The sequence below is a fragment of the Leifsonia xyli subsp. xyli str. CTCB07 genome (genome assembly GCF_000007665.1).
GTDB classification, from domain to species: Bacteria; Actinomycetota; Actinomycetes; order Actinomycetales; family Microbacteriaceae; genus Leifsonia; species Leifsonia xyli_C.
The window spans coordinates 2,049,282-2,076,076 of sequence record NC_006087.1 but is presented as its reverse complement, the minus strand read 5'-3'; the positions used below and the strand labels follow the sequence as shown (position 1 = coordinate 2,076,076).

The following is a 26,795-nucleotide window of genomic DNA, read 5'->3' as shown; positions in this document are numbered from 1 at the left end:
ATGGCTCTGCTGGGTACCAGAGGAAAGAGCAAGGCGGCCGCGCGTGGCCGTCGTCACACCCGCCTGCGCAAGAAGATCGTCGGCACCGAGCTGCGTCCGCGCCTGGTGGTCACCCGTTCGGCCCGTCACGTCTTCGTGCAGGTCGTGGACGACGCCCAGGGCCGCACCCTGGCCTCCGCGTCGACGATGGAGGCGGACCTCCGCGGCTTCGACGGCGACAAGACCGCCAAGGCCCGCAAGGTCGGTGAGCTCGTCGCCGAGCGCGCGAAGAGCGCCGGTGTCGAGGCCGTGGTCTTCGACCGCGGCGGCAGTCAGTACGCCGGCCGTGTGGCCGCCGTCGCCGAGGGCGCTCGCGAAGGCGGGCTGAACCTGTGAGCGAGACGAACGACAAGGAGCAGACCGTGGCCGCTGAGGTAACGGAGACCGCGCAGCCGGTCGAGACCGCTGCGTCGACCGACAACAACCGCGAGCAGCGTGAGCCGCGCCGCGGTGGCCGGGAGCGCAACCCCAACCGCGATCGCGGCAACCGGGACGCCGACAAGAGCCAGTTCCTGGAGCGCGTCGTCACCATCAACCGCGTCTCGAAGGTCGTGAAGGGCGGTCGTCGCTTCAGCTTCACCGCTCTCGTGGTCGTCGGCGACGGCAACGGCCTGGTGGGCGTCGGCTACGGCAAGGCCCGCGAGGTGCCGCTGGCGATCTCGAAGGGCGTCGAGGAGGCGAAGAAGAACTTCTTCCGTGTCCCGCGCGTCGCCAACACCATCCCGCACCCGGTGCAGGGCGAGGCCGCCGCTGGCGTTGTCCTCCTCCGTCCGGCCGCGGCCGGTACCGGTGTCATCGCGGGTGGTCCGGTGCGTGCCGTCCTGGAGTGCGCCGGCATCCACGACGTGCTGAGCAAGTCGCTCGGCTCGTCGAATACGATCAACATCGTCCACGCCACGGTGGAGGCGCTTCAGCAGCTCGAGGAGCCGCGTGCCGTCGCCGCCCGCCGTGGTCTGGACTACGACCGTGTCGCGCCGGAGAAGCTGCTGCAGATCGAGGCCCGCGCGGCCGAGGCCGCTGCCGCTGCCAAGAAGGCGGGCGCAGAGAAGGTGGGTGCCTGATGGCCCGTCTGAAGATCACGCAGATCAAGTCGAAAGTGAGCGAGAAGCAGTACCAGCGCGACACGCTGCGCAGCCTGGGACTGAAGCGCATCGGCGACGTGACTGTCCGCGAGGACACCGCACAGAACCGCGGATACGTCAGGACCGTCGCCCATCTGGTGAAAGTCGAGGAGATTGACTAATGGCTGACGACAAGTCGACGAACGAGGCCGCCGCGAAGCCGGTTGCCGAGAAGGCGACGGCCACGGCTCTGGCCAAGAAGGCTCCGGCGAAGGCCGCTGCTGCGGACAAGGCCGCTCCCGCCGCCAAAGGCGAGACTGTCGCCGCCAAGCCGGCGAAGGCCTCGGCTAAGAAGGACGTCGCCGCCCCGCGCGAGCAGGTCCTGAAGGTCCACCACCTGCGACCCGCCGCCGGTGCCAAGAAGGAGAAGACCCGCGTCGGACGCGGTGAGGGCTCCAAGGGCAAAACGGCCGGTCGTGGCACCAAGGGAACCAAGGCCCGTTATCAGGTGCGCCCCGGCTTCCAGGGCGGTCAGCTTCCGTTCCACATGCGGACGCCGAAGCTGCGTGGGTTCAAGAACCCGTTCCGCGTCGAGTACCAGGTGGTCAACCTGGAGAAGCTCGCCGAGCTCTACCCGGCGGGCGGTGACGTCACCGTCGCCGCCCTCGTCGCCAAGGGCGCCGTTCGCAAGAACGAGAAGGTCAAGGTTCTCGGTAACGGGGACATTGCGGTTAAGCTGAACGTTGCGGTCGATAAGGTCTCCGGCTCCGCTGAGCAGAAGATCGTCGCCGCTGGCGGCTCTGTGAACCGGTAGCCTCCCTCAGCAGCACAGTCGGGTGGCCGGAACTCCACCGGTCACCCGACTGACTTCCGACAGGAAAGCAGGACGCACTTTTGTTTAGCGCCGTCGCGCGGATTTTCCGCACTCCGGATCTCCGCCGGAAGATCTTCTTCACGTTGGGTATCATTGCCCTGTTCCGGCTGGGGTCCTTCATCCCCGCGCCGTTCGTGGACTTCGCCAACGTGCAGACCTGCCTCAACGCCAACCAGGACACCTCGGGCCTCTACTCGCTCGTCAACCTGTTCTCGGGCGGGGCGCTCCTCAAGCTTTCGATCTTCGCGCTCGGCATCATGCCGTACATCACCGCGTCGATCATCGTGCAGCTGCTGCGCGTGGTCATCCCGCGTTTCGAGACCCTCTACAAGGAGGGTCAGGCCGGGCAGGCTAAGCTCACGCAGTACACGCGCTATCTCACGATCGCGCTCGGCGTCCTCCAGTCGACAACGCTGATCACCGTCGCCCGCTCCGGTGCGCTCTTCGGCACGACGGCCGTTTCGCAGTGTACCCAGCTGATCACGGACGACTCCTGGTATGCGATCATGCTCATGGTCATCACCATGACCGCGGGCACCGGCCTCATCATGTGGATGGGCGAGCTGGTCACCGAGCGCGGCATCGGCAATGGCATGTCGCTGCTCATCTTCACCTCGATCGCGGCGCAGTTCCCGAGCTCGCTGTGGACCATCGGGCAGTCGCAGAGCATCGAGATCATGCTGGTGGTGATCGCGATCGGGCTGCTGATCGTCGCGGCGGTCGTGTTCGTCGAGCAGTCGCAGCGCCGCATCCCCGTGCAGTACGCCAAGCGCATGGTCGGGCGGCGGACCTATGGCGGGAACAACACCTACATCCCGATCAAGGTCAACATGGCCGGTGTCGTGCCGGTCATCTTCGCTTCGTCGCTGCTGTACCTGCCGGCGCTGATCGCGCAGTTCAACCAGCCGGCCGCGGGCAAGGCGCCGGCTGCCTGGGTCACCTGGATCACGAACTACCTGACCAAGGGCGACCACCCGCTGTACATGCTGCTCTACTTCCTGCTGATCGTCGGCTTCACCTACTTCTACGTGGCCATCACGTTCAACCCGGAGGAGGTGGCCGACAACATGAAGAAGTACGGCGGCTTCATCCCCGGCATCCGCGCCGGACGCCCCACCGCCGAATACCTCGACTACGTGCTGACCCGTGTGACGCTGCCCGGCTCCGTCTACCTGGGGGTGATCGCGCTGATCCCTCTCGTCGCCTTCGCCCTGCTCGGAGCCAGCCAGAACTTCATGTTCGGCGGCACATCCATCCTCATCATCGTCGGTGTCGGCCTTGAGACGGTCAAGCAGATCGACTCCCAGCTCCAGCAACGGCACTACGAAGGGTTGCTGCGTTGACCCGCATGCTCATCGTCGGACCTCCGGGAGCCGGGAAAGGCACTCAGGCCTCCCGCATCACCAGCGGATACGGAATTCCCGACATCTCCACGGGCGACATCTTCCGGGCCAACATCAAGAACAAGACCGAACTCGGCCAGCAGGTCAAGGCCATCGTGGACGCGGGGGACTACGTTCCGGACAGCCTGACCAACGAACTCGTCACCGGCCGGCTGGCCGAAGACGACGCCAAGGGCGGCTTTCTGCTGGACGGCTATCCGCGCACGCTCGAGCAGGTGAAGTACCTGGACGAGCTGCTGGGTTCGGACGGCGAGAAGCTGGACGCTGTGATCCAGCTCGTCGCCGACCGTGAAGAGATCGTCGCCAGGCTGACCAAGCGGGCACGGGAACAGGGCCGCGCCGATGACTCCGAAGAGGCCATCCGGTACCGCCAGGAGGTCTACGTGCGTGAGACCTCCCCCCTGATCGAGGTCTATCGCGAGCGCGGACTGCTCGTGGAGGTGGACGGACTCGGCCCCGTCGACGAGGTGGCCGGACGCATTTGCACGGCGCTCGCCGAGCGCGGCATCCTGCCCCTCACGGGCACCGGCGAGTCTGTCGCCTAGCCGCTCGATGGTCTTCAAGCGTTCTCTCTACAAGACGCCTGGGCAGCTGCGCGCGATGGTGGCGCCGGGGCGTGCCACGGCGGCCTCTCTCGACGCCGTCGCGCGGGCCGTCGCTGCCGGGACCACGACGCTCGAGCTGGACGGCATCGCTGAGCGCGCCGTCGAGGCGGCGGGCGGCAAGCCGAACTTCAAGCTGGAGGCGGGTTACCACCACACGATCTGCGCGTCGGTGAACGATGAGGTCGTGCATGGCCTCCCCGGATTCCGCATCCTGCAGCCCGGCGATATCCTCTCGGTGGACTCTGGCGCCATCCTCGATGGCTGGAACGGGGATGCGGCGCGTACGTTTGTGCTGCCCGACCCCGCGCGTCCCGACCTCGTGGCCGAGCGGCAGACGCTCTCCGAGGTGACGGAGCAGTCGCTCTGGCACGGGATCGCGCGTCTCGCCCGGGCGAGGCACCTCAACGAGGTCGGCGAGGCGATCGAGGACTATATTCTCTCGCGGGGAGAGTACGGCATCCTGACCGACTACATCGGGCACGGGATCGGCCGCCGGATGCATGAGGAGCCGCCGGTCTTCAACTACCGGGTGCGGGCCAAAGGCCCGGAGGTGAAGCCGGGACTCGTCGTTGCGATCGAGCCGATGGTCGTGCTGGGAGACCAGGACACCTATGTGAAGGACGATGGCTGGACCGTCGCGACCGAGGACGGGGCCGCTGCCGCGCACTGGGAGCACAGTGTCGCCGTGCATGCGGACGGCATCTGGGTGCTGACGGCGGAGGACGGCGGGGCGGCCGGGCTCGCACCGTTCGGCCTCACCCCGAGACCGATTCCGTGAACCGAAAGTATAGCGGGAATTGGAGAAACATGCGGATATCCCATAAGATTGGCCCTTGGTGTCTTGGGCTCGCTTCCAGCATGCTCGTCACCGGTCAACGCACGACCAGCAACCCCTATTTTTAGCGACAGTGAGGCTATGGCCAAAAAAGACGGTGTCATCGAGATCGAAGGATCTGTGATCGAGGCGCTCCCCAACGCGATGTTCCGCGTGGAGCTCACCAACGGTCACAAGGTTCTTGCCCACATCTCCGGCAAGATGCGTCAGCACTACATCCGCATCCTCCCCGAGGACCGCGTGATTGTGGAGCTGAGCCCCTACGATCTGACCCGCGGCCGGATCGTCTACCGCTACAAGTAAAGGTCTGCTGTAAGTAACGGCCTCGCCACGGGTGTCCCCGGGTGAGGCACGAAAACAGCGAACAAAGGTTGGAAACACTCATGAAGGTCAACCCCTCCGTCAAGAAGATCTGCGACAAATGCAAGGTCATCCGCCGAAACGGCCGGGTCATGGTCATCTGCGAGAACCCGCGCCACAAACAGCGCCAGGGCTGATCCCGCCGAGCTCACCGCGCAAGACTCAACTGAATAACGAGGCGATCCCAGAACCCGCGTCCTGACTCAGGAGGCGGGGGACACCCCCGGAGGAGGCCGGGGCACCGGGATCGCTGAAGACCTCCGCTCATCAACAGGAGAAGCCAAACATGGCACGTCTAGCAGGCGTCGACATCCCGCGCGAGAAGCGCGTGGAGGTCGCACTCACCTACATCTATGGCGTCGGGCGCACCCGTGCGCTGCAGACCCTTCGCGAGACCGAGATCTCGGGCGAGATCCGCGTCAAGGACCTCACGGACGAGCAGCTCGTCTCGCTCCGCGACTACATCGAAGGAAACTTCAAGGTTGAGGGCGACCTCCGCCGCGAGGTCGCCGCCGACATCCGCCGCAAGGTCGAGATCGGCAGCTACGAAGGAATTCGCCACCGCAAGGGCCTTCCGGTCCGCGGCCAGCGAACCAAGACGAACGCGCGCACCAGAAAGGGCCCGAAGCGGACCGTCGCCGGTAAGAAGAAGGCTCGTTAGGCCGACTACGGACTCAAGGAGATAAGAAAATGGCAGCACCCAAGTCGGCCGCTCGCAAGCCGCGCAAGAAAGAAAAGAAGAACATCGCTGTGGGCCAGGCCCACATCAAGAGCACGTTCAACAACACGATCGTCTCGATCACCGACACCACTGGTGCGGTCCTCAGCTGGGCCTCCTCCGGCGGCGTCGGGTTCAAGGGCTCTCGCAAGTCGACTCCGTACGCCGCGCAGCTGGCGGCCGAGTCGGCCGCCCGCCAGGCGCAGGAGCACGGCATGAAAAAGGTCGACGTCTTCGTGAAGGGCCCGGGCTCGGGTCGTGAGACGGCGATCCGCTCCCTCCAGGCCGCCGGCCTCGAGGTGGGCTCGATCAACGACGTCACTCCGCAGGCGCACAACGGCTGTCGCCCGCCGAAGCGTCGCCGCGTCTAAATCCTGTGTAAATTTTCGAGCAAGCGAGGGGGTGACACGGCTTCGCCGCGTCACCCCCTCGCGCCCGATGCGAGTGTCATATAGCGGACACTTAGCCGAAAGGAAAACAAAAGTGCTCATTGCACAGCGTCCTACGCTCACCGAAGAGAACATCTCGGAGTTCCGGTCGCGGTTCGTCATCGAGCCGCTCGAGCCGGGCTTCGGTTACACGCTCGGCAACTCCCTGCGCCGCACTCTCCTCTCCTCCATTCCCGGCGCGGCTGTGACCAGCATCCGCATCGACGGTGTGCTGCACGAGTTCAGCACCGTTCCGGGTGTCAAGGAGGACGTGACCGAGATCATCCTGAACATCAAGGGTCTCGTCGTCTCCAGCGAGCACGACGAGCCGATCACGGCTTACCTGCGCAAGACCGGCGCGGGCCAGGTCACCGCGGCGGACATCTCCGCTCCGGCGGGTGTGGAGATCCACAACCCCGAGCTGGTCATTGCGACCCTCAACGACAAGGCGAAGTTCGAGGTCGAGCTGACCATCGAGCGCGGCCGCGGCTACGTCTCGGCCCAGCAGAACCGCAACGAGTACAGCGAGGCGGGCCAGATCCCGATCGACTCGATCTACTCGCCGGTTCTGAAGGTCACCTACCGCGTCGAGGCCACCCGTGCGGGCGAGCGCACCGACTTCGACCGCCTCGTGGTCGACGTCGAGACCAAACCGGCGATCAGCCCGCGCGACGCCATCGCGTCCGCTGGCCGCACGCTGGTCGAGCTGTTCGGATTGGCCCGCGAGCTCAACAGCGCGGCCGAGGGCATCGAGATCGGCCCGGCGCCGGTCGACCAGGTCCTCAGCTCCGAGCTGTCGATGCCGATCGAGGACCTTGACCTGTCGGTCCGGTCGTACAACTGCCTCAAGCGCGAGGGCATCAACACCGTCAGCGAACTCGTCTCGCTCTCGGAGACGCAGCTCATGAACATCCGCAACTTCGGCCAGAAGTCGGTGGATGAGGTCAAGGACAAACTGACGGAGATGGGGCTCTCGCTCAAAGACTCCGTCCCCGGCTTCGACGGCGCCCACTTCTACAGCGGGTACGACGAGGACGAGTCCACCACCATCTGAGGTCTCGTCGTCTCGACGAGCCCACGACTTTCAACACTGGAGATAACCGATCATGCCTCAGCCCACCAAGGGCCCCCGCCTCGGGGGTGGACCCGCGCACGAGCGTCTCATGCTCGCCAACCTGGCCGCCGCGCTGTTCGCGCACAAGAGCATCAAGACCACTGAGACCAAGGCCAAGCGGCTGCGTCCCTACGCCGAGCGTCTCATCACGTTCGCGAAGCGCGGCGACCTGCACGCCCGCCGTCGCGTTCTCGCCGTCATCGGCGACAAGACCGTGGTCCACGAGCTCTTCACCGAGATCGCGCCGCTGCTCGCCGAGCGTGAGGGCGGCTACACTCGCATCACCAAGCTGGGTTTCCGTAAGGGCGACAACGCCCCGATGGCGCAGATCGAGCTCGTACTCGAGCCGGTGACCCCGAAGGCGAAGCCGGCCAAGTCGACCGCCAAGGCCGCCCCGAAGTCCAAGGCGCCGGTCGAGGAGACCCCCGACGAGCCCGCTTCGGAGGAGACTGCCGAGGCCGAGGCCGATTGAGGACGCCACCGGCGACGCCGAGGCGACCGAGGAGACCACCGCCGAGGCGGAGGCCGAGAAGGCCTGATCTTCTTCCGGTTCGAACGTCCCCCGCATCCCTCTGGGGTGCGGGACGTTCCCCGTTAAGCGCTCGGTTAAGCGCTCGTCCTGAAGAGGCTGCCGGGGTGCCGGACCACCACGAACTGACGCCGTTGCGCGACCGGGTCACCGCCGAGCCACGTCCCGAAGCATCCCCTCAGCGTGGAGTGGAGGCTGCTGACCCGGGGCGACGTGGATGCGTCGCTCGACGTCAAGCGCATTGCCCCGGCGCTGCTTGGCGCGGTGGTCACGGCGTGCCGCGAGAAGGGCTGGCAGTGCGTGACACTGGATGTGGACGCCGGGAACCCGACCGGTGCGCTCGGGCTGTGTTCCGGGAGGGGGTTCCGGGAGACGGGTCGCGAGACCGCGTTCGCGATCGAGCACTGACCGCGGCGATCGTCTACTGCGGGCGCGGGCCGGCCCGGTCCCACGCGTTGGCCACTCGCACGGTCGAGTGCTCGGCGAGCGTGAGCAGCGCGTTGTGCAGGGCCTCCGCGTAGATGCGCCCGCCACTCATCCCGGGGTGGATCTGGTCATCGGCGAGGAGGTCGAGCCGTCCGCTGATGGCGGTCTTCCAGTCCGCGAGAGTGACCCGGTCCGGATGCCGTGCCGCGAAGTCGTGGAGGGCGGCGTTGACGTCGTCGGTCCACGTGCGCGGGGCCTGCACGGTGACGAGGACGAGCTGCCGCTTCGGTCCCAGCTCCGCCAGCGTGTGCTCGAGGGTCTCGTCGGAGATGGAGCCGTTGGTGCCGAGCCCGATGACGACGACCTTCCGGAGGGCGCCTGCCGCGTCCGCAGCGGCGATGAGGGCCGGCGCCGTGCTCATCTGCCGGGAGACAACGGCGTCGACGAGGATGCCGGGGAGCGCCTCTTGGAGGGCGGGCGCGGAGGCGAGCATCACCGAGTCTCCGAAGGCCGAGATGTCGGCGCCGGTGGCGACGGGATGCGGGTCTGGTGGCACGCGGAGGTGCGGGGCCCCGCCGCCCGGCGAGGTGGTGGTCGGGGGAGGAGAGGTGCGCAGGGCGGCCGCGCCCTGCTGGATGTACCGCTCGGCTCCCGTCGCGGTCGGCGCGACGAGCATCGCGACCACGGTGGCGACGGCGAGGAGGCCCGCCGTGCTCGTGCCCGCCCACGCCGCCCAGCGACCGGGGGAGGATCGCCGCATCCGGAGCCGGACGATGCGCAGCGTTCTGCGCATCCCGTGCCGGCGGATGGGCTGTTCGAGGTAGCGGTGGGAGAGCAGAGCGGCGGCCACCGAGCACGCGAGCGTGCCAGCACCGGCGACGACGGCCATGACCGGGTCGTGCTTGTCCGGGAGGAGAGCGCACACCAGCACGAATACCGGCCAGTGCCACAGATAGAGACCGTAGGACCGTTCGCCGATCGCCTTCAGGGGCCGCGAGTCCAGGATGCGGCCGAGCCCGGATCCCGGTGCGATGGCCGCCCAGATCGCCAGCGCGCTGAGGAGGCTCACGAGTGCGAGGCCGCCGCGGTAGGTGATCGGCGCGTCGTCGCGGAGGACCGCCGCGGCGGCGAGCAGCCCGAGGACCGACAGCACGCCGAGGGGCGGGAGCCAGCGCCGGACGAAGACCTGGAGGGTGCTCTCGCCGGCGTCCAGGTCGACCGGGCGGCCGGGGGCTGCCAGCAGCGCGAGGGCCGCGCCCAGGGCCAGGCCGAAGCTGTGGGTGTCGGAGCCGAAGTACACGCGCGTCGGGTCTGCGCCGGGACTGTAGAGCACGACCATCTCGATTGCGGAAGCTGCGGCGATGGCGAGGATGAGGGCGAAGCGGACGCCCCAGCTGCGGATGAGCACGAGCGCGAGCAGGATCAGGGGCCAGACCAGATAGAATTGCTCCTCCACGGCGAGCGACCAGAGGTTGCGGAAGAGCTCGGGCGCCCCCTGCGCGAAATAGCTGGAGTCCGCGGCGATCGAGAGCCAGTTGGTGCTGAAGGTGGTGGCTCCCAGGATTTGGCGGGGGAGGCCGACCAGCACGTCGCCGCCGAGCGCGAGCGCTGCGGTGGAGCAGACCAGGACGAGGAGGACCATCGCCGGGACGAGGCGGCGCGCCCGGCGCGTCCAGAACCGCTTCAGGTCGATCCGCCCGGTGGCCGACCGCTCGCGGACCAGGAGGCTCGTGATGAGGAAGCCGCTGATCACGAAGAAGATGTCGACCCCGAGGAACCCGCCCGGGAGCACACCGGGGAACAGATGGTAGATCAGCACCGTGGTCACCGCGATCGCACGCAGGCCGTCGAGCCCGGCATAGCGGGCCGGGGCGGGCGAGGGCATCGATGCTCGTCCGGGGTGGGCGTCGACGGTCGGCTGGAAGGTCATATCAGGCATCAGGGTGGGGGGTCGATGGGTGTGGAAGCGCCCACGATAGCAAGCGCTCGTGGGCGGTGGCATCCCGATTCCCTAGAATCGAGGGATGACCGACCAGGCGACGCGATTCCGGCTCGACATCGCCTACCAGGGCACCGACTTCGCGGGCTGGGCCCGGCAGCCGGATCTGCGGACCGTGCAGGGGACGCTGGAGGAGGCTCTGGCGACGATCTTCCGTTGCTCGGGCGAACCGCCGTCGCTGACCGTCGCCGGGCGCACAGACGCCGGAGTCCACGCCACCGGCCAGGTCGCGCACGTGGACCTCTCGCCCGAGCAGGTCGCGCTCCTGCGCAGGCCGCACGGCAAACGGGAGCCGCAGCTCGCGCACGATGCGCTGAAGCGGCGCGTGAATGGCGTGCTCGGCCCGGTCCCGGATGTCCTCGTCTCCCGTGCGACCGAGGCGCCGGCCGGCTTCGACGCGCGCTTCTCCGCCCTCTGGCGCCGTTACGAGTACCGCGTGGCCGACCGGATCGCTCTGCGTGACCCTCTTCAGCGGCACCGCACCGCCTGGGTGCCGAACACGCTCGACGTCGACGCGATGGATCGGGGGGCCCACGGGATGCTGGGTCTCCACGACTTCGCGAGCTACTGCAAAGCGCGCGAGGGCGCGACGACCATCCGCACGCTTCAGGCCTTCTCCTGGCGCCGCGACGCGGAGGGGGTTCTGCTCGGCGAGGTGGCCGCCGACGCGTTCTGTCACAGCATGGTCCGCGCGCTGGTCGGCGCGTGCGTCGAGGTCGGCGAGGGCAAGCTCCGGCCCGGGGATCTCGTGACCCTGCGGGACGAACGGCAGCGCACGAGCGCCTTCAAGGTGATGCCTGCGCGCGGCCTGACGCTGCGGGAGGTCGGCTACCCCGTGGATGCCGAGCTCGGCAGACGAGCCGAGCAGACCCGCGGGCTGCGCACGCTTTGAGGGCACACGCGGGGAAGCCTCGGCGCACCAGGCCGTGCTCGTGGGCGAACGCCACGACCTGCGCGCGCGTGCTCAGCCCGAGCGTGGCCAGGATACTGCGCAGGCGACTCTTCGCCGTCGCCTCGGAGCTGAACGCCGTGCTGGCGATGTCGGCGTCGCCGAGCCCGCGCGCGGCGAGAAGGAACGACTCCGTCTCCCTCCGGTTTGACCGTCCCGGGCGTGTCGCATACAATTAACTTTTGGCGTCTACGTCTCACTGTGACGGGCGCCGCGAACGTGAGCCCTCCACCGGCTTCGGTTCTCCTCCCCTCGGGAGAGGAACCCCCCATCGGAGTGGGATTCACGAACTTCTCCGTTCGACACAAGAAAGCAGCCACTACTGTGACGCGCACTTACTCCCCGAAGGCAGACGAGATCCAGCGCGACTGGGTCGTCATCGACGCGACCAATGTCGTGCTCGGCCGTCTCGCCAGCCACACCGCCGCCCTCCTGCGCGGCAAGCACAAGGCGACCTTCGCCCCCCACATGGACACGGGCGACTTCGTCATCATCGTCAACGCGGACAAGGTTGCCTTCACCGGCCAGAAGGTCGCGCAGAAGAAGGCCTACCGCCACTCCGGCTACCCGGGTGGGCTCAAGGCCGTCACCTACGCCGAGCTCCTCGAGAAGAATCCGGTTCGCGCCGTCGAGAAGGCTGTGCGCGGGATGCTGCCGAAGAACTCCATCGGCCGGGCCCAGTTCCGCAAGCTGAAAGTCTACACCGGAAGCGAGCACCCGCACGCCGCCCAGCAGCCCAAGGCCTACGCCCTCGGCCAGGTCGCCCAGTAGGCGATCCCACGACCTTCACGACTGACTAAGAAAAAAGGATTATCATCATCGTGGCGAAGATCGCAGACAGCATCGACTCGGCCCAGGCCGACAGTGTTGAGAACGTCGAGTCCTACTCGACCGAGACCCCGGAGAGCGCCGCCCCGGCCGCTCCCCGTCCCGTCCTCTCCGTTCCCGGCGCGGCCGTCGGCCGCCGCAAGGAGGCCATCGCGCGCGTGCGCCTGGTCCCCGGCGCTGGCGCCGTCACGGTCAACGGCCGTGCGTTCGCGGACTACTTTCCGAACAAGCTGCACCAGCAGCTGATCACCGACCCCTTCAAGGTCCTCGACCTCGTTGGTTCGTACGATGTGATCGCGCGCATTACCGGCGGCGGCCCCTCGGGCCAGGCCGGGGCGCTCCGCCTCGCCATCGCCCGGGCCCTCAACGAGATCGACCGCGAGAACAACCGGCCGACCCTGAAGAAAGCTGGCTTCCTCACCCGCGACGCCCGCGTCACCGAGCGTAAGAAAGCCGGTCTCAAGAAGGCCCGCAAGGCATCGCAGTTCTCCAAGCGTTGACGCTTCACAGCGTTTAGGCTTCGGTTTATGCCCCGTCTTTTCGGAACCGACGGAGTCCGCGGACTCGCGAACGGTACGCTCACTGCCGACCTCGCGCTCGGCCTCGCCCAGGCAGCCGCCGCTGTCCTGACGCGAGGCCGCAGCGCCGAGGCACGCCGCGCTGTGGGCAAGCGCCCGCTGGCCATCGTCGCCCGCGACCCGCGTGTCTCCGGCGAGTTCCTGTCGGCCGCCGTCGCGGCCGGACTGGCCAGCTCGGGCATCGACGTCTATGACGCCGGTGTCATTCCGACCCCCGCCGCGGCGTTCCTCATCGCGGATTTCGACGCCGACTTCGGTGTGATGGTCTCGGCTTCGCACAACCCCGCTCCCGACAACGGCATCAAGATCTTCGCCCGCGGCGGCACCAAGCTCCCCGATGTCGTGGAGGACAGGATCGAGGAGCACCTTCACCTGGAGAAGCTCACGCCGACCGGCGCCGAGGTCGGGCGCATCCAGTGTTTCGCGGATGCCGAAGACCGCTATGTCTTGCACCTCCTGGCGAGTCTGCCGCACCGCCTGGACGGCATCCACGTCGTCCTCGACTGCGCGCACGGAGCCGCCGCGGGAATCTCGCCGGAGGTGTTCACTGATGCCGGCGCCCGGGTGACCGTCATCGGCGACGCGCCGGACGGTATGAACATCAACGACGGCGTCGGCTCGACGCACCTCGACAGGCTGGCGGAGGCCGTGCTGGCGGCCGGCGCCGATGTCGGTATCGCGCACGACGGCGACGCCGATCGCTGCCTGGCGATCGACGCCAGTGGCCGCACCGTCGATGGCGATCAGATCATGGCTATCCTCGCTCTCGGCATGAAGGAGCGCGGCAAGCTCAGAGACGACACGCTCGTCGCGACGGTGATGAGCAACCTCGGGCTCAAACTCGCCATGCGCGAGGCCGGTGTCCGGGTGGTCGAGACCGCTGTCGGAGACCGCTACGTCCTGGAGGAGATGAACGGGCACGGCTACTCGCTCGGCGGCGAGCAGTCTGGCCACGTCATCATGAGCGATTTCGCCACCACGGGTGACGGCATCCTCACCGGCCTGCACCTGCTCAGCGAGATGGCACGCCAGCGCAAGACCCTCGCCGAGCTCGCACAGGCGATGACGGTGTACCCGCAGGTGATGGTCAATGTGCGGGGGGTCGATCACCACTCGGTCCACAGCGACGAGTTGCTGCGGTCGGCCGTCGAAGCCGTGGAGGCGGCGCTCGGCGACAGCGGCCGGGTGCTGCTGCGCCCGTCGGGAACGGAGCCGCTGGTGCGGGTTATGGTGGAGGCGGCCGATCAGGAAACCGCCGTGCGGATGGCGAACGAACTCGCGGATGTGGTGCGCGAGCGGCTCGCGGGCTAGTTCTTTCCAGAATCGCCATGCGCGTCGCCTCCCGGCGACGACTCGACGGACTCGATGAGCGCCGGTTCGTCCTCGATCAGATCCCCGGCATTCTGCGGACGGCCCCCATCGGCATCGCTCTCTGAACCGGTCCCTTTGATTCTGGCCGGGACAGCCCGGTGGCGCCGTCAGCGTCGACCAGAGCGACGAGCGCATCCTCGGACGTGCCCGCCTCTCGGTCTCTTCGACGCCTTCGGAGGCCACTCGGTTCTTCTTCCGGCACCTCGACTTGCCCGTGGGCTGAGTCGCACGGGCGGGGCCGGATAGAGAAGTCTGGGACGCACGCGAATGCTCCGCTGACAGTGCCTTTTGCCCTCCTCCGGCTAGTCTGCGCTGGAGCGTTGCGTCCCGCGCGCCCTCTCCTTCTCGCGGAGGAATTCCCCGACCGTGTATTTGCGGCGTTTCGGCTCCCGTTTGACCGGGGCGAGACCGGCGAGGAGCTCGGCCGGGTCGATCTGCAGGGTGGCGCAGACATGCACGATTGTTTCGAGTGTGGGGTTGGCGTCGCCACGCTCCAGACGGCCGTAGTTCGCCAGATCGACCTCGCAGAGCGCTGCGGCGTCTTGCTGGGAGATTCCGAGCGCCACGCGGTGTACACGCAGTCGTGAGCCGAGAAGACGAGCGGCCTCGGAGCGTGGAGCAGTCATCATTCTAGCTTTCTGGGCACAGACTTGCCGGGCCAGAGCGCAACGACCCGGGGCTTCAGGAGCTGGGGTCTTCAGGCTCTTCCTGGGCGTCGCCTTGATCGTCTCGCTCGGCGGCCTCCCGCGCTTCGAGGAAATCGGTCACGGAGTAGGCGTGCTCGCGGTCGGGTAGCATCCCGTCTCCATAGAGGCCCTGCACGAGTCCCGCGGGGTCGACATCGAGGGCGGTCGCGAGACGGACGATCGTGTGCAGTTCTGAGTTCGCCTCGCCGCGCTCGACCCGCCCATAGTTGGTCACGTGCATCGCGGCGAGGTTCGCGATGTCCTCCTGGCTCATGCCGATGGCGAGGCGGGCTTGACGGATGCGCTGCCCGAAGAGCTCGGCGGCATGCGAGCGAGGAGTACCCATGCCTCATGAATACGCGATACATGCCAAATATGCCAGAGTTTTAGTTAATCATGCCTTTCGGCCTGAGGCTTTTATGCCTAAATCTTTCGCAGCAGAACGGAGGAGACGGTGTGATCGGCGTCCTTCCGCAACACGAGCTTCGCCCGCGAACGCGTCGGCCGGATGTTCTGTGTGAGGTTCGGTTCGTTGATGTCCGCCCAGATGGCTGCCGCCCGTGCCCGCGCCTCCTCCTCGGTGAGCGAGGCGTAACGATGGAAGTAGGACTTCGGGTTGGCGAACGCGCCGCGCTGCAAGGTGAGAAACCGCTCCTGGTACCAGTGGGCGATGTCCCGGGTCCGCGCGTCCACGTAGACGCTGAAGTCGAACAGATCGCTCACCGCGAGCCGGGTGCCGCCGCCCGCGGGCTGCAGCACGGTGAGCCCCTCGACGATGAGGACATCGGGCTGCCGGACGACGATCTCGGCGCCGGGCACGATGTCGTAGCTCAGATGCGAGTAGAACGGTGCGCGGACCTCCCGCGCTCCGCTCTTGACGGCGGTGACGAACCGTAGCAGGGCGCGGCGGTCGTAGGACTCCGGGAATCCCTTGCGCCGCATCAGGCCACGGCGTTCCAGCTCGGCGTTCGGCAGGAGGAAGCCGTCGGTGGTGACCAGCTCGACGCGCGGAGTGTCGTCCCAGCGCGACAGCAGCTCGCGCAGCAGACGGGCGATCGTCGACTTGCCGACCGCGACGGAGCCGGCGACGCCGATCACGAACGGGGTCGCCTGCGCTCGCTCGCCGAGGAAGTCGCTGGTGACCCGGTGGAGCTGACGGGTGCCGCCCACATAGAGGTTGAGCAGCCGGCTGAGCGGGAGGTAGACCTCTCCCACCTCGCGCATGTCCAGGGGATCGCCGAGACCGCGCAACTGCACGATCTCAGCTTCCTGGAGGGGGAGCCGGGCGCTCTGGGCGAGTTCTGCCCAATCCGCGCGGCCCAGCTCCACGAAAGGGGTGCTCGAGTCGCCGCCGGCACTCGTTCCGCCGCGAGCGGCGCCGTTCTCAGCCATCAAAAAGCAAGTCTACGGTCTGCCCCTGGTTAGAATCGGGCCCATGTGTGGAATCGTGGGATACGTCGGCACGGACAAGAGCCTCGAGGTGCTGCTCGGTGGGCTGAAGCGGCTGGAGTACCGCGGTTACGACTCCGCCGGCATCGCCGTGATCGCACCTGACGGCAGCCTCGCCACGGCGAAGAGAGCCGGCAAGCTGGACGTGCTCACCGATGAGCTTCAGCAGCACCCCATCCCCGACGGTGGAACCGGTATCGGCCACACCCGCTGGGCGACGCACGGCGGGCCCACGGACTGCAACGCGCATCCGCACCTCGGCGATGACGGCCGTCTGGCCGTCATCCACAATGGCATCATCGAGAACTTCGCGACGCTCAGGGACGAACTGCTCGCCGAGGAATTCACCTTCGAGTCGGAGACCGACACGGAGGTCGCGGCCGTGCTGCTCGGCCGCGAGTACCGTGCCGCCGGCAGCCTCAGCGAGGCGTTCCAGCGCGTCGTTTCGCGGCTGGAGGGCGCCTTCACCCTGCTCGCGCTGCACCAGGACCAGCCGCACGTCGTCGTGGGCGCTCGCCGCAACTCGCCACTGGTCATCGGTCTCGGCGAGGGGGAGAACTTTCTCGGCTCCGATGTGGCCGCGTTCGTGGAGCACACGCAGCGGGCGCTCGCGATCGGCCAGGACCAGATCGTGACCATCACGCCGGAGCAGGTGACGGTCACCGACTTCGCCGGCGCTCCGGTCGAGGTCGAGCCGTTCGACGTGGCGTGGGACGCGACCGCGGCGGAGAAGGGCGGCTGGCCGTCGTTCATGGCCAAGGAGATCGCCGAGGAGCCGGATGCCGTCGCCAACACCCTGCGCGGCCGTGCGGCCGATGGCGCCGTTCACATCCCGGAACTGGACGCTCTGGGCGATGAGTTCTTCCTCGGCATCGACCAGATCACTATCGTGGCCTGCGGCACCGCCGCCTACGCGGGACTGGTGGGCAGCTACGCCATCGAGAAATGGGCGCGCGTCCCGGTCACCGTCGAGCTCAGCCACGAGTTCCGCTACCGCGAACCGGTCATCTCCGGCGGAACGCTGATCGTCTCGATCAGCCAGTCGGGCGAGACGATGGACACACTGATGGCCGTCAAGTACGCTCGCGAGGCCGGGGCCAAGGCGATCTCGGTCTGCAACACCCAGGGCGCGACCATCCCGCGCGAGTCGGACGCGGCGCTCTACACGCATGCCGGTCCGGAGGTCGCCGTCGCCTCGACCAAAGCTTTCGTCGGGCAGATCGCCGCGCTGTATCTGTTCGGCCTCTCGCTTGCGCGCGTACGCGGCACGCTGAGCGCCGCGCAGCAGCGCGACGCGGTGGCAGAGCTCTTCGCCGTGCCGGAGAAGATCAGGGCCGTGCTGGAGTCGAAGGACACGATCGCCCAGCTCGCGCACTGGATGTCCGACACCCGCTCGGTGCTCTTCCTCGGCCGCCACGTCGGCTACCCGATCGCGCTGGAGGGGGCGCTCAAGCTCAAAGAGCTCGCGTACATCCATGCCGAGGGCTTTGCGGCAGGCGAGCTGAAGCACGGCCCGATCGCGCTGATCGAGCCCGGTCAGCCGGTGTTCGTCGTCGTGCCCTCGCCGCGCTGGTCGGACGAGCTGCACAAGAAAGTCGTCTCGAACATCCAGGAGATCCGTGCCCGCGGCGCCCGCGTCATCGCGATCGCCGAGGCGGGGGACGCCGCCGTGCTGCCCTTCGCCGACGAGGTCATCCGCATTCCGCTCGCCGCCCCGCTGTTCGAGCCGCTGCTGAGCGTCATCCCGCTGCAGATCTTCGCCATGGAGCTCGCCGTCGCCAAAGGTCTCGACGTCGACCAGCCGCGCAACCTGGCCAAATCGGTCACGGTCGAGTAGCCGCCGTGATCGCCGGCATCGGCGTCGACGTCGTGGACCTCGCACGCTTCGGGCGTTCGCTGGCCCGCACACCGGCGCTCCGGGACCGCCTCTTCACCGAGGCCGAGCGCGGGCTGCCCGTTCACTCTCTGGCTGCGCGATTCGCGGCCAAAGAGGCGCTCATCAAAGCGCTGGGCGGCTCCGAGGGCGTGCGCTGGCACGACCTGGAGATCGTGTCCGATGAGGAGAGGAACCCCGCTTTCGTGCTGCGCAATGTGGTCGAGCGCCAGGCTCTTGAGCGAGGCATCGCGCACATCCATGTGTCGATGTCGCACGATGCCGGGATCGCAACAGCGTTCGTGGTGCTGGAGCGGGACTCGTGAGCGCTCCCTTCCGCGAGCTCGTCGTCGACCTCGACGCGGTGAGCGCGAATGTCGTGCGCCTGCGCGAACGGGCCGGGACCCCGCACCTGATGGCGGTCGTGAAGGCGGACGCCTACGGCCACGGGGCCGTCGAGTCCGCTTGCGCCGCGCTCGCCGGGGGCGCGGACTGGCTCGGCGTGGCCGATCTCTCCGAGGCGTCGCAGCTGCGGGCCGCCGGGATCGAAGCGCCCCTGCTCGCGTGGCTCCACGACCCGGACGAGGACTTCGTCGCGGCCATCGCGGCCGGAGTGGATATTGGGGTCTCCTCCCTCGCCCACCTGGAGGCCGCGGCAGCGGCCGGTGGCGGCAGCCCGGCCTTCGTCCAGCTCAAGCTGGAGACGGGGCTCAGCCGCAACGGCCTCCCCGAGGAGCAGTGGGAGGCTGTGTTCGCCCGCGCGCACGAACTCGAGAGGAGCGGGCGGATCGTGGTCCGCGGCGTCTTCAGCCACCTCTCCAACGCTTCGCCTGCGGAGGACCGCGCCGCCATCGCAGCCTACGAGCGCGGGCTCGCCCGCGCCGAGGCCGCTGGACTCGCGCCGGAGCTGCGGCACATCGCTGCGAGCGCGGCTGCGATCAGCCTGCCGGAGGCGCGGTTCACCCTGGTCCGGCTCGGGCTCGCGATCTACGGCCTCAGCCCTTTCGGCGCCGCCTCCGCCACCGAGCTCGGGCTGCGCCCCGCGCTGACGCTGCGGGCGCGCGTCGCCGCCGTCCGCCGCGTTCCCGCCGGGAAGGGCGTTTCCTACGACTACACGTACCGCACCGAACGCGAGACGACGCTCGCGCTTGTGCCCGTCGGCTACGGCGACGGCCTTCCGCGTCACGCGTCCAACCTCGGCCCGGTGTCGATCGGCGGCGAGCGTTTCCGCGTCTCCGGGCGCATCGCGATGGACCAGTTCGTCGTGGATGTCGGCGACGCGCCGGTGGCCGTCGGCGATGAGGTCGTTCTGTTCGGCGATCCGGCCCGCGGCGTCCCCGGTGCGGACGACTGGGCGGCGGCCGCCGAAACGATCAACTACGAGATCGTCACGCGCCTGGGCGGACGGCTCCGCCGCACCTTCCGCGGCGGCCCGGCGTGAGCGGTCGTGTGCGGGGCCCTCGCGTCGTCCCTACCAGCGCGGCCATGCACGAGCTCGGTCGTGAACTCGCCGGGACGCTGCGTGCGGGCGACCTCGTCGTGCTCACCGGGCCGCTCGGCGCCGGCAAGACGACCCTCACCCGCGGCCTCGGTGAGGGCCTGGGCGTGCGCGGGCCGGTGACGAGCCCCACTTTCGTGCTCGCCCGAACCCACCCGAGCCTCGTCGGCGGCGCGCCGCTCGTGCATGTCGACGCCTACCGGCTCGGCAGCGCCCTGGAACTGGACGATCTCGACCTCGACTTCGTCCACTCGATCGTGGTGGTCGAGTGGGGGAGCGGGATGCTGGACGGTGTGGCCGAGTCGTGGCTGGAGGTCGTCATCGAGCGGCCCACCGGCGCGCGCGCGGCCGCGCCGGGCGGCGGCGACCCCGCGCTGGACGCCGACGAACCGCGCACCGTCACCCTGACCGGATTCGGTCCGCGCTGGTCCGATCCCGCCTAGGCTGGTCCTATGCTCCTCGCCATCGACACCTCCGCCGGCACGAGCGTCGCGGTGGTCGATCGGGACGGCGGCGTGCTCGCCGACGTCATGGAGACCGACACCAGGCGGCACGCCGAGGTCATCGGCGTTCTCGTCTCGGCTGCGCTGGACGCCGCGGGCGTCGCTCCGGCCGCGCTCTCCGGCGTCGTCGCCGGCATGGGGCCCGGGCCGTTCACCGGCCTCCGGGTCGGCATCGCCGCGGCTCAAGCGTTCGCCTTCGGCCTCGGCCGGCCGCTCCTCCCCGTCGTCAGCCACGACGCGGTGGCCTTCGAGCGGTACGGCGCCGGTCACGAGGGACCGCTGCTCGTGGTCACCGACGCGCGCCGCCGCGAGCGCTACTGGACGGCGTATTCCGGCGTGGAGGCGTCCGGGCTCCCGGTGCGCTTCGACGGCCCGGGGCTCGACAAACCCGACGCGCTCCCTCATCCCGGGGTCTCGCGGTTCGACGCCGAGGCCGTCTCGGCCGGCCGTCTCGGCACGCTGGCGGAGCTGCGCTTCGCCGCCGGTCTCCCCTTCGACGCCGATGAGCCCCTCTATCTCCGCTCGCCCGATGTCACCCCGTCCGCGGTCCTGAAGCGGGTGACCGCGTGACCTGGCAGCTGCGTCGCGCCGGTGCGGAGGATGTGCCGGCGATCATGGAGGTGGAGCGCGGCATCTTCGTCTCCGATGCGTGGTCCGAGTACACCATGCTCGCGGAGGTGACCGGCGAGCACAGGCACTACCTCGTCGCCTTCCCGCCCGGTGAGCCCGCCCGCATCGACGCCTACGCTGGGCTGCTCGCGCCGCGCGGCTCGGGCGAGGGCGACATCCAGACTGTCGCGGTGGCGCCCCACGCCCGCCGGCGCGGCCTCGGCCGCACGCTCCTGCTGGCCCTGGTCGGCGAGGCGCGGAAGCGCGGCGCACGCGAGGTGTTCCTCAAGGTCCGGGCCGACAATCCCGGCGCGCGATCCCTCTATCGTCAGCTCGGCTTCGAGGAGATGGGCGTGTGTCCGCAGTACTACCAGCCGGACGGGGTGGACGCCATCGTGATGCGGCTGACCGTCCCGAGCACGGAGACCACCCCGGCATGAACCGCACAGCATCGACGGAGGAGGGCCCTCTCGTCCTCGGCATCGAGACGTCCTGCGACGAGACCGGCATCGGCATCGTCCGCGGCACCACGATGCTCGCCAATGTGATCGCCTCCTCGATGGAGGAGCACGCGCGCTACGGCGGGGTCGTGCCCGAGGTCGCGGCCCGCGCCCACCTCGAAGCGCTGACCCCGGCGCTCCGGACCGCTGTGGCCGACGCTGGCATCGACCTGGCCGCCGTGGACGCCGTGGCCGTGACGAGCGGACCGGGTCTCTCCGGGGCGCTCATGGTCGGCGTCGGCGCTGCGAAGGCGCTCGCGCTCTCCCTCGGCAAACCGCTGTACGCCGTGAACCACCTCGTCGGCCATGTCGGCGCCGATCTGCTGGACGCGGACGGCGGGCCCGGGCATCCCGTGGAGCTGCCGACTGTCGCGTTGCTGGTCTCCGGCGGGCACACCTCGCTGCTGCTCGTGCGCGACCTCGTCTCCGATGTCGAGCTGCTGGGCGAGACGATCGACGACGCGGCGGGGGAGGCGTTCGACAAGGTCGCCCGCCTCCTGGGTCTGCCCTACCCGGGTGGACCGCAGATCGACCGCGTCGCCGCCGCGGGCGATCCCCGCGCCATCCGGTTTCCACGCGGGCTCACGAAGCCGCAGGACCTCGAACGGCACCGCTACGACTTCTCCTTCTCGGGGGTGAAGACCGCCGTCGCGCGCTGGGTCGAGAAGCGGCAGGACGCCGGAGAGGAGGTCCCTGTCGCCGACGTCGCCGCGTCTTTCCGCGAGGCGGTGGCGGATGTGCTGCTCACGAAGGCCATCGCCGCGTGCCTCGACCATGGCGTCCCCCGCCTGCTGCTCGGCGGCGGCGTCGTGGCCAACGCGCGTGTGCGGCAGCTCGCGGCGGAGCGGGCCGCGGCAGCGGGGGTGGAGCTGCGCATCCCCGCGCTCTCGCTCTGCACCGACAACGGCGCGATGATCGCCGCCCTCGGCGCGCAGCTCATCATGGCCGGGCATGAGCCGAGCGGGCTTGGTTTCGGGGCCGACTCGACGCTGCCGGTCACCGATGTCCACGTGGTTTGAGACGCTGGCCCAGATGCGCGTTGACCCAGACGCGCCGGGCGGTCCGTTGACACACCGGTGCTGCACTGCGAGCATTGATGTGTACAGCATTTTCTCAGCTAGACGTTAGACGCAAGGAGATGGGCAACCATGACCGACCCGAACGCACCCGCCGGACCGACCGAGCCCGGCGTGACCGAGGGGGCCGTCCCGCCCGCCGCGGCTCCGCCGGCCCCGCCGGTCCCCCCGGCCGGCGCGCCGGTCTCGCCGCCGGCTCCGGGCTACCCGCAGCAGCCGTACGGCCAGCCCGCCCCCGGCTACGCGCAGCCCTACGGCGCGCCCGCCGCCAAATCGCCGATCCTCAGCATCCTGTCGCTCGTCGGCGGCATCGGCGGCATCGTGCTCACGTTCGCCTGGGGCGTCGGAGCCCTGTTCGGGGTCGCCGGGATCGTGCTCGGTTTCCTCGGCCGCAGCAAGGAGCCCCAGGCTCGCGGCTTCTGGCTGACGGGCATCATCCTGGGCTTCGTTTCGGTGTTTATCGCGATCATCTTCTGGATCACCCTCGCCCTCTTCTTCGCGAGCATATCGGCCAGCTACAGCACGTACTGAGCCCCGGCCAGCGGGTGTTCAGAGCCGCTCGGCCAGCAGCGCTGTGTGTCGCCCGGCGATCCTGGTGAGGACCAGGGTCGCCGAGCGTTCGCCCGCGAGTCCGAGCCGCTTCCGGAGCGCGGCGGGGTCCACGTCCACGCCGCGCTTCTTGATTTCGAGGGTCCCGATCTCCCGCTTCCGGAGCGCGCGTTTGAGGTCGCGTTCCGCGTAGGGCAGCTGCTCCCGGATGCGGAACCCGGCGGCGAACGGGGTCTCGTGCCGCGCGTCGCCGGTGATGTAGGCGATGCCCTCGGCGAGCATCCGGCCGCCCAGGTTCCGCGCCACGTCCCCGATGAGTCGGGCTCGGATGACCGCGCCGTCCGGTTCGTAGAGGTACTCGCTCAGGTCGCCCGTCTCGGCGTCCTCGCTATCGGCCGCCGCGGTCAGTTCGTGTGTCTTACCGCCGCGCAGCACGAGCGCCGCTCGCCGGATGCCGGGGCGGGCCAGCGCGCCGAACCACAGTCCCAGCTCGACCGCCTGGCCGTCGGCGGACACCCACTGCGCCTCTGCCGCCGAGGGGATGCGGTCGCGATCGAACCCCGGTCCGAGTTTCAGCCCGACCGGGCGCACGGTCGCCAGTTCGTACGCGAACCCCAGCGACGGCGTGTAGTCGCCGGGGTCTGTCAGTCGTTCGGTCTGCGTGTGCCCGGCCGTCCGCCGGGCGGGGTCGAGGTAGACCGCGCCGGCGCCGCGCAGGTCGGCGTCTTCGGCGCGGCCGTGCTGAACGGTTGCGGACGGGAAGGGAGCTAAGTTGAAAGCGGCGATGGCGGCGGTCACCTCGTCGGCCTCGACCGCCGTGACCTCGATCTCCAAGCCCGCGATCGCGAGAGCGTCGCCGCCAATCCCGCAGCCGAGGTCTGCCACCGTGTCGAGGCCCGCCGCGCGGAACCGTCCGGCGTGCTGAGCCGCGACCGGCAGACGGGTCGCCTGCTCCAGCCCGGCTTCGGTGAACAGCATCCTGTCTGCGAACTCGCCGAATTTGGCCGCGGCCTTCCGGCGCAGCTTCCCCTGCGTCAGCACGGCCGCGACGAGCCCGGGGGAGTGGCCGGCTCTGCGGAGGGCGGTGACCGTCCGTAGCACGTTCTCCTCGGACCGGGCGGGTGGGAGGGCATCAAGCAGCCGCAGCCCTTCGGCGCTCAGCAGCTCGACGAGTTCGGACCGGTCCATAGCCCTTACGCTACCGTTTGGCACTTACGTTGCGTGACTGCTAACCCACCCTCTAGACTCGTCGTTAGCACTCTCATCATGAGGTTGCTAACCCAAGCCTTATGTACAAGAAAGAGGTCAACCGTGTCGGTCTCCATCAAGCCGCTCGAAGATCGCATCGTCATCAAGCAGGTCGAGGCTGAGCAGACCACTGCCTCCGGTCTGGTCATCCCCGACACCGCCAAGGAGAAGCCACAGGAAGGCGTGGTCGAGGCTGTGGGCCCCGGCCGCATCGACGACAACGGCAACCGCGTTCCGCTCGATGTCGCTGTCGGCGACAAGGTGATATACTCCAAGTACGGCGGAACCGAGGTCAAGTTCGGTGGCCAGGACTACCTCGTCCTCTCGGCTCGCGACGTTCTCGCGGTCGTCGTGCGCTGACGTTCGTCTCTCGTCGCGAAGGCCCGGATGCTCCGCGTATCCGGGCCTTCGCCGTCCCCGGGACAATGCCTATTTGCTTGTTGACGCGGACGATCTCTCTGAACATTCGTCATGAAGCCGACAACTGGCTTGGGGCTTCGACCGACATTGTCAACGGGTGAGCGCAGTTGGTGTCGGACTTCTCATATCAGCAGCGCATTGGTCCCTGGCGCTTTTCTTGCTAGCCGAATTGGGCATGATCTGCTTCGACAACGAAAGACATAGCAGAGTACTTCAGAGTGAAGTCCACTGAAGTGACAAGTGCCATTGATGCTGCCGGGCCCATACCGGTGAATGTAGAGGGATGGAACGACATCGCCTGGAGTCAGGACTCCTCTCAGCCTTCGTGAGCGTTAGAAGATCAAGCTGGCTAGGGCTGTATTTGTCGAATTCCTCAGCGCTCAGATACTGACAGCCGCCCAGCCCGAGGGCGGCGACAGCGTCCTCAGCGCGTTCCGCGAAAGGCAGACCAAGCGATACCGTTCCGGCCGCACCCACCACCGTGATCCCGTCCACCGCATCCACCGGAACCGTGACATCGATCCCCGCCAGCGTCACGTCATCGCATTCTCGCCGATGCTCTTCGTCGCTGTAAGCTAGAGCCGCCGGCAGGCCGCGCTGGGCAGCGCGACGATCGGGTGAGCTGGGACTGCGACCCGGAATCTTCGCCCAGCTTCTGACGTTACGATGAGACATCCACTCTCGCGCAGCACGGAATAGGGGTGAAATGGATCAGGCGGATCCGTTCGGCTTCATCGGTTTGACCTACGACGATGTCATGCTCCTTCCCGGGCACACCGACGTCATCCCGAGCGAGGCGGACACGTCGACGTTCTTGACCAGGCGGGTCCGCATGGCCTCCCCCCTGCTGTCCAGCGCGATGGACACGGTGACCGAGGCGCGGATGGGCGTGGCGATGGCGCGTCACGGCGGCATCGGCATCATCCACCGCAATCTCTCGATCGACGATCAGGCGACCCAGGTCGACAAGGTTAAACGCTCCGAGTCGGGCATGATCACCAACCCTGTGACTATCACCCCCGAGGCGACGGTCGAGGAGGTCGACCAGCTCTGCGGCCAGTTCCGCGTCTCCGGCCTCCCCGTCGTGGAGGGCGATGGCACGCTCGTGGGCATCGTCACCAATCGCGACATGCGGTTCGTGTCGCCGTCCGAACGCGCGACCGCTCTGGTGCGCGAGGTGATGACCCGCCAGCCGCTGATCACCGCGCCGGTGGGCATCGACCCGGACGCTGCGGTCGCTATCTTCGCCGAGCGCAAGATCGAGAAGCTCCCGCTTGTGGACGCCGACGGCAAGCTCCGCGGCCTCATCACCGTCAAAGACTTCGACAAGAGCGAGAAGTACCCCAACGCCACCAAGGACGACGATGGCCGCCTGCGCATCGGCGCTGCGATCGGCTTCTTCGGCGATGCGTGGGAACGCGCTATGACCCTCGTCGACGCCGATGTGGACGTGATCGTGGTGGACACGGCGAATGGCGACTCCGCCGGGGTGCTCGACATGGTCCGCCGGCTCAAGAGCGAGCCGCGAGCCGCGCACGTCGATGTCATCGGCGGCAATGTGGCGACCCGTTCGGGGGCGCAAGCCCTCGTGGACGCGGGGGCGGATGCGATCAAGGTCGGCGTCGGCCCCGGCTCCATCTGCACCACCCGCGTGGTTGCGGGGGTCGGCGTCCCGCAGGTGACAGCGGTCTATGAGGCGTCGAGGGCGGCACGAGAGGCCGGTGTCCCGGTCATCGCAGACGGCGGGCTCCAGTACTCGGGGGACATCGCGAAGGCCCTCGTGGCCGGCGCGGACAGTGTGATGCTCGGCTCCCTGCTGGCGGGAACCTCCGAGTCCCCGGGCGATCTGGTCTTCGTTGGCGGCAAGCAGTTCAAGAACTACCGCGGGATGGGGTCTCTCGGTGCGTTGCAGACGCGCGGCAAGAAGACCTCGTACTCGCGCGATCGCTACTTCCAGGCGGACGTACCGGGCGACGAGCAGCTGATCGCCGAGGGCATCGAGGGGCAGGTCCCGTTCCGCGGTCCGCTCGGCGCGGTCGCCTACCAGCTGGTCGGCGGCCTGCGGCAGTCGATGTTCTACGTCGGCGCGCGCAGCATCCCGGAGCTCAAGGAGCGCGGCCGGTTCGTCCGCATCACCGCGGCCGGGCTGAAAGAGTCGCACCCGCACGACATTCAGATGGTCGTGGAGGCCCCGAACTACCGGCGCTGACACCGCGTGCGTCCAGAGGTCGCCGTTCCCGTCCCGGGAGCGGCGGCCTCTACGCTGG

The 26,795-nt window shown here is 68.4% G+C and carries 32 protein-coding genes and 1 pseudogene; 28 read left to right on the top strand and 5 right to left on the bottom strand.

The genetic code is table 11. The annotated features are described in order from the left end of the window. The 14 genes and pseudogenes from rplR (at nucleotide 1) to LXX_RS09865 (ending at nucleotide 8,374) form a co-directional block, all read left to right on the top strand. A complete protein-coding gene (rplR, locus tag LXX_RS09930) occupies nucleotides 1-375 on the top strand; it encodes a 50S ribosomal protein L18 (protein WP_011186720.1) in 375 nt (124 codons plus the stop codon). Continuing rightward, the gene (gene rpsE, locus LXX_RS09925) at nucleotides 372-1,100 is read left to right on the top strand and encodes a 30S ribosomal protein S5 (RefSeq protein ID WP_041767719.1); all 729 of its coding nucleotides are present in this window, start codon (nucleotides 372-374) and stop codon (nucleotides 1,098-1,100) included. Before rplR ends, rpsE begins: the two co-directional genes overlap by 4 nt. Further along, nucleotides 1,100-1,282: a 50S ribosomal protein L30 gene (gene rpmD / locus LXX_RS09920; RefSeq protein ID WP_011186718.1), complete on the top strand. Its 183-nt coding sequence runs from the start codon at nucleotides 1,100-1,102 to the stop codon at nucleotides 1,280-1,282. The genes rpsE and rpmD overlap by 1 nt, the downstream gene beginning before the upstream one ends. Next, entirely contained in the window at nucleotides 1,282-1,914 is a 633-nt protein-coding gene (gene rplO / locus LXX_RS09915) for a 50S ribosomal protein L15 (RefSeq protein WP_011186717.1), read from the top strand. The genes rpmD and rplO overlap by 1 nt, the downstream gene beginning before the upstream one ends. A gap of 80 nt (nucleotides 1,915-1,994) precedes the next feature. Next, nucleotides 1,995-3,317 carry a preprotein translocase subunit SecY gene (gene secY / locus LXX_RS09910; protein WP_011186716.1) on the top strand — a complete coding sequence of 441 codons (1,323 nt, stop codon included), beginning with the start codon at nucleotides 1,995-1,997 and terminating at the stop codon, nucleotides 3,315-3,317. Further along, entirely contained in the window at nucleotides 3,314-3,922 is a 609-nt protein-coding gene (locus LXX_RS09905; protein ID WP_176714724.1) for an adenylate kinase, read from the top strand. The genes secY and LXX_RS09905 overlap by 4 nt, the downstream gene beginning before the upstream one ends. Before the next feature lie 7 nt (nucleotides 3,923-3,929). Continuing rightward, a complete protein-coding gene (map, locus tag LXX_RS09900; protein ID WP_011186714.1) occupies nucleotides 3,930-4,760 on the top strand; it encodes a type I methionyl aminopeptidase in 831 nt (276 codons plus the stop codon). 138 nt (nucleotides 4,761-4,898) lie between these two features. Next, entirely contained in the window at nucleotides 4,899-5,120 is a 222-nt protein-coding gene (gene infA / locus LXX_RS09895) for a translation initiation factor IF-1 (protein ID WP_011186713.1), read from the top strand. An 80-nt stretch (nucleotides 5,121-5,200) separates the two neighbouring features. Further along, complete coding sequence (rpmJ, locus tag LXX_RS09890) at nucleotides 5,201-5,314, top strand: 50S ribosomal protein L36 (protein ID WP_011186712.1); 114 nt, start codon at nucleotides 5,201-5,203, stop codon at nucleotides 5,312-5,314. A gap of 149 nt (nucleotides 5,315-5,463) precedes the next feature. Further along, the gene (gene rpsM, locus LXX_RS09885) at nucleotides 5,464-5,838 is read left to right on the top strand and encodes a 30S ribosomal protein S13 (protein ID WP_011186711.1); all 375 of its coding nucleotides are present in this window, start codon (nucleotides 5,464-5,466) and stop codon (nucleotides 5,836-5,838) included. A 29-nt stretch (nucleotides 5,839-5,867) separates the two neighbouring features. Further along, a complete protein-coding gene (gene rpsK, locus LXX_RS09880; RefSeq protein ID WP_011186710.1) occupies nucleotides 5,868-6,266 on the top strand; it encodes a 30S ribosomal protein S11 in 399 nt (132 codons plus the stop codon). A gap of 112 nt (nucleotides 6,267-6,378) precedes the next feature. Further along, nucleotides 6,379-7,377: a DNA-directed RNA polymerase subunit alpha gene (locus tag LXX_RS09875; RefSeq protein ID WP_041767718.1), complete on the top strand. Its 999-nt coding sequence runs from the start codon at nucleotides 6,379-6,381 to the stop codon at nucleotides 7,375-7,377. Between the two features lie 52 nt (nucleotides 7,378-7,429). Continuing rightward, nucleotides 7,430-7,976: pseudogene (rplQ, locus tag LXX_RS09870) on the top strand (50S ribosomal protein L17). 173 nt (nucleotides 7,977-8,149) lie between these two features. Beyond that, nucleotides 8,150-8,374 (top strand): hypothetical protein, encoded by a 225-nt coding sequence (locus LXX_RS09865; protein ID WP_041767717.1) that lies wholly within the window; start codon nucleotides 8,150-8,152, stop codon nucleotides 8,372-8,374. 13 nt (nucleotides 8,375-8,387) lie between these two features. Here the strand turns inward: LXX_RS09865 and LXX_RS09860 are convergent, their stop codons facing one another. After that, the gene (locus LXX_RS09860; protein ID WP_081423207.1) at nucleotides 8,388-10,277 is read right to left on the bottom strand and encodes an acyltransferase family protein; all 1,890 of its coding nucleotides are present in this window, start codon (nucleotides 10,275-10,277) and stop codon (nucleotides 8,388-8,390) included. A gap of 139 nt (nucleotides 10,278-10,416) precedes the next feature. On the opposite strand from LXX_RS09860, the gene truA reads away from it, so the two are divergent. From truA to glmM, 4 genes are all read left to right on the top strand, one after another. Then, entirely contained in the window at nucleotides 10,417-11,283 is an 867-nt protein-coding gene (gene truA / locus LXX_RS09855) for a tRNA pseudouridine(38-40) synthase TruA (protein WP_011186705.1), read from the top strand. A 381-nt stretch (nucleotides 11,284-11,664) separates the two neighbouring features. Then, entirely contained in the window at nucleotides 11,665-12,111 is a 447-nt protein-coding gene (gene rplM / locus LXX_RS09850; protein WP_011186704.1) for a 50S ribosomal protein L13, read from the top strand. Between the two features lie 50 nt (nucleotides 12,112-12,161). Further along, the gene (rpsI, locus tag LXX_RS09845; protein ID WP_011186703.1) at nucleotides 12,162-12,668 is read left to right on the top strand and encodes a 30S ribosomal protein S9; all 507 of its coding nucleotides are present in this window, start codon (nucleotides 12,162-12,164) and stop codon (nucleotides 12,666-12,668) included. A gap of 27 nt (nucleotides 12,669-12,695) precedes the next feature. Next, nucleotides 12,696-14,057, top strand: a complete 1,362-nt coding sequence (gene glmM, locus LXX_RS09840; RefSeq protein WP_011186702.1) for a phosphoglucosamine mutase — start codon at nucleotides 12,696-12,698, stop codon at nucleotides 14,055-14,057. Between the two features lie 362 nt (nucleotides 14,058-14,419). Here glmM and LXX_RS09835 read toward each other — a convergent pair whose 3' ends face one another. The 3 genes from LXX_RS09835 to coaA all read right to left on the bottom strand — a co-directional run bounded on the left by LXX_RS09835 (nucleotide 14,420) and on the right by coaA (nucleotide 16,195). Further along, entirely contained in the window at nucleotides 14,420-14,746 is a 327-nt protein-coding gene (locus tag LXX_RS09835; RefSeq protein ID WP_011186701.1) for a helix-turn-helix domain-containing protein, read from the bottom strand. A 52-nt stretch (nucleotides 14,747-14,798) separates the two neighbouring features. Next, complete coding sequence (locus LXX_RS09830; RefSeq protein ID WP_011186700.1) at nucleotides 14,799-15,149, bottom strand: helix-turn-helix domain-containing protein; 351 nt, start codon at nucleotides 15,147-15,149, stop codon at nucleotides 14,799-14,801. 77 nt (nucleotides 15,150-15,226) lie between these two features. Next, the gene (gene coaA, locus LXX_RS09825; RefSeq protein WP_011186699.1) at nucleotides 15,227-16,195 is read right to left on the bottom strand and encodes a type I pantothenate kinase; all 969 of its coding nucleotides are present in this window, start codon (nucleotides 16,193-16,195) and stop codon (nucleotides 15,227-15,229) included. Between the two features lie 43 nt (nucleotides 16,196-16,238). On the opposite strand from coaA, the gene glmS reads away from it, so the two are divergent. The 8 genes from glmS (at nucleotide 16,239) to LXX_RS09785 (ending at nucleotide 22,842) form a co-directional block, all read left to right on the top strand. Then, nucleotides 16,239-18,089: a glutamine--fructose-6-phosphate transaminase (isomerizing) gene (gene glmS, locus LXX_RS09820; protein ID WP_011186698.1), complete on the top strand. Its 1,851-nt coding sequence runs from the start codon at nucleotides 16,239-16,241 to the stop codon at nucleotides 18,087-18,089. Nucleotides 18,090-18,094: 5 nt separating this feature from the next. Continuing rightward, complete coding sequence (locus LXX_RS09815) at nucleotides 18,095-18,451, top strand: holo-ACP synthase (protein ID WP_011186697.1); 357 nt, start codon at nucleotides 18,095-18,097, stop codon at nucleotides 18,449-18,451. Next, nucleotides 18,448-19,566 carry an alanine racemase gene (gene alr / locus LXX_RS09810; RefSeq protein ID WP_011186696.1) on the top strand — a complete coding sequence of 373 codons (1,119 nt, stop codon included), beginning with the start codon at nucleotides 18,448-18,450 and terminating at the stop codon, nucleotides 19,564-19,566. Before LXX_RS09815 ends, alr begins: the two co-directional genes overlap by 4 nt. Nucleotides 19,567-19,610: 44 nt before the next feature. Then, a complete protein-coding gene (gene tsaE / locus LXX_RS09805; RefSeq protein ID WP_176714725.1) occupies nucleotides 19,611-20,066 on the top strand; it encodes a tRNA (adenosine(37)-N6)-threonylcarbamoyltransferase complex ATPase subunit type 1 TsaE in 456 nt (151 codons plus the stop codon). 9 nt (nucleotides 20,067-20,075) lie between these two features. Next, complete coding sequence (gene tsaB, locus LXX_RS09800; RefSeq protein WP_011186694.1) at nucleotides 20,076-20,696, top strand: tRNA (adenosine(37)-N6)-threonylcarbamoyltransferase complex dimerization subunit type 1 TsaB; 621 nt, start codon at nucleotides 20,076-20,078, stop codon at nucleotides 20,694-20,696. Next, a complete protein-coding gene (rimI, locus tag LXX_RS09795) occupies nucleotides 20,693-21,175 on the top strand; it encodes a ribosomal protein S18-alanine N-acetyltransferase (RefSeq protein WP_041767715.1) in 483 nt (160 codons plus the stop codon). Before tsaB ends, rimI begins: the two co-directional genes overlap by 4 nt. Then, nucleotides 21,172-22,254, top strand: a complete 1,083-nt coding sequence (gene tsaD, locus LXX_RS09790; RefSeq protein WP_011186692.1) for a tRNA (adenosine(37)-N6)-threonylcarbamoyltransferase complex transferase subunit TsaD — start codon at nucleotides 21,172-21,174, stop codon at nucleotides 22,252-22,254. The genes rimI and tsaD overlap by 4 nt, the downstream gene beginning before the upstream one ends. A gap of 129 nt (nucleotides 22,255-22,383) precedes the next feature. Further along, complete coding sequence (locus LXX_RS09785) at nucleotides 22,384-22,842, top strand: DUF4190 domain-containing protein (protein ID WP_041767714.1); 459 nt, start codon at nucleotides 22,384-22,386, stop codon at nucleotides 22,840-22,842. A gap of 18 nt (nucleotides 22,843-22,860) precedes the next feature. Here LXX_RS09785 and LXX_RS09780 read toward each other — a convergent pair whose 3' ends face one another. Next, entirely contained in the window at nucleotides 22,861-24,048 is a 1,188-nt protein-coding gene (locus LXX_RS09780; RefSeq protein WP_041767713.1) for a THUMP-like domain-containing protein, read from the bottom strand. Nucleotides 24,049-24,171: 123 nt separating this feature from the next. Between LXX_RS09780 and groES the strand changes: the two genes are divergently transcribed. Continuing rightward, nucleotides 24,172-24,468: a co-chaperone GroES gene (gene groES / locus LXX_RS09775; protein ID WP_011186689.1), complete on the top strand. Its 297-nt coding sequence runs from the start codon at nucleotides 24,172-24,174 to the stop codon at nucleotides 24,466-24,468. 766 nt (nucleotides 24,469-25,234) lie between these two features. Beyond that, nucleotides 25,235-26,737, top strand: a complete 1,503-nt coding sequence (gene guaB / locus LXX_RS09770) for an IMP dehydrogenase (protein ID WP_011186687.1) — start codon at nucleotides 25,235-25,237, stop codon at nucleotides 26,735-26,737. The last annotated feature ends 58 nt before the right edge of the window (nucleotides 26,738-26,795 follow it).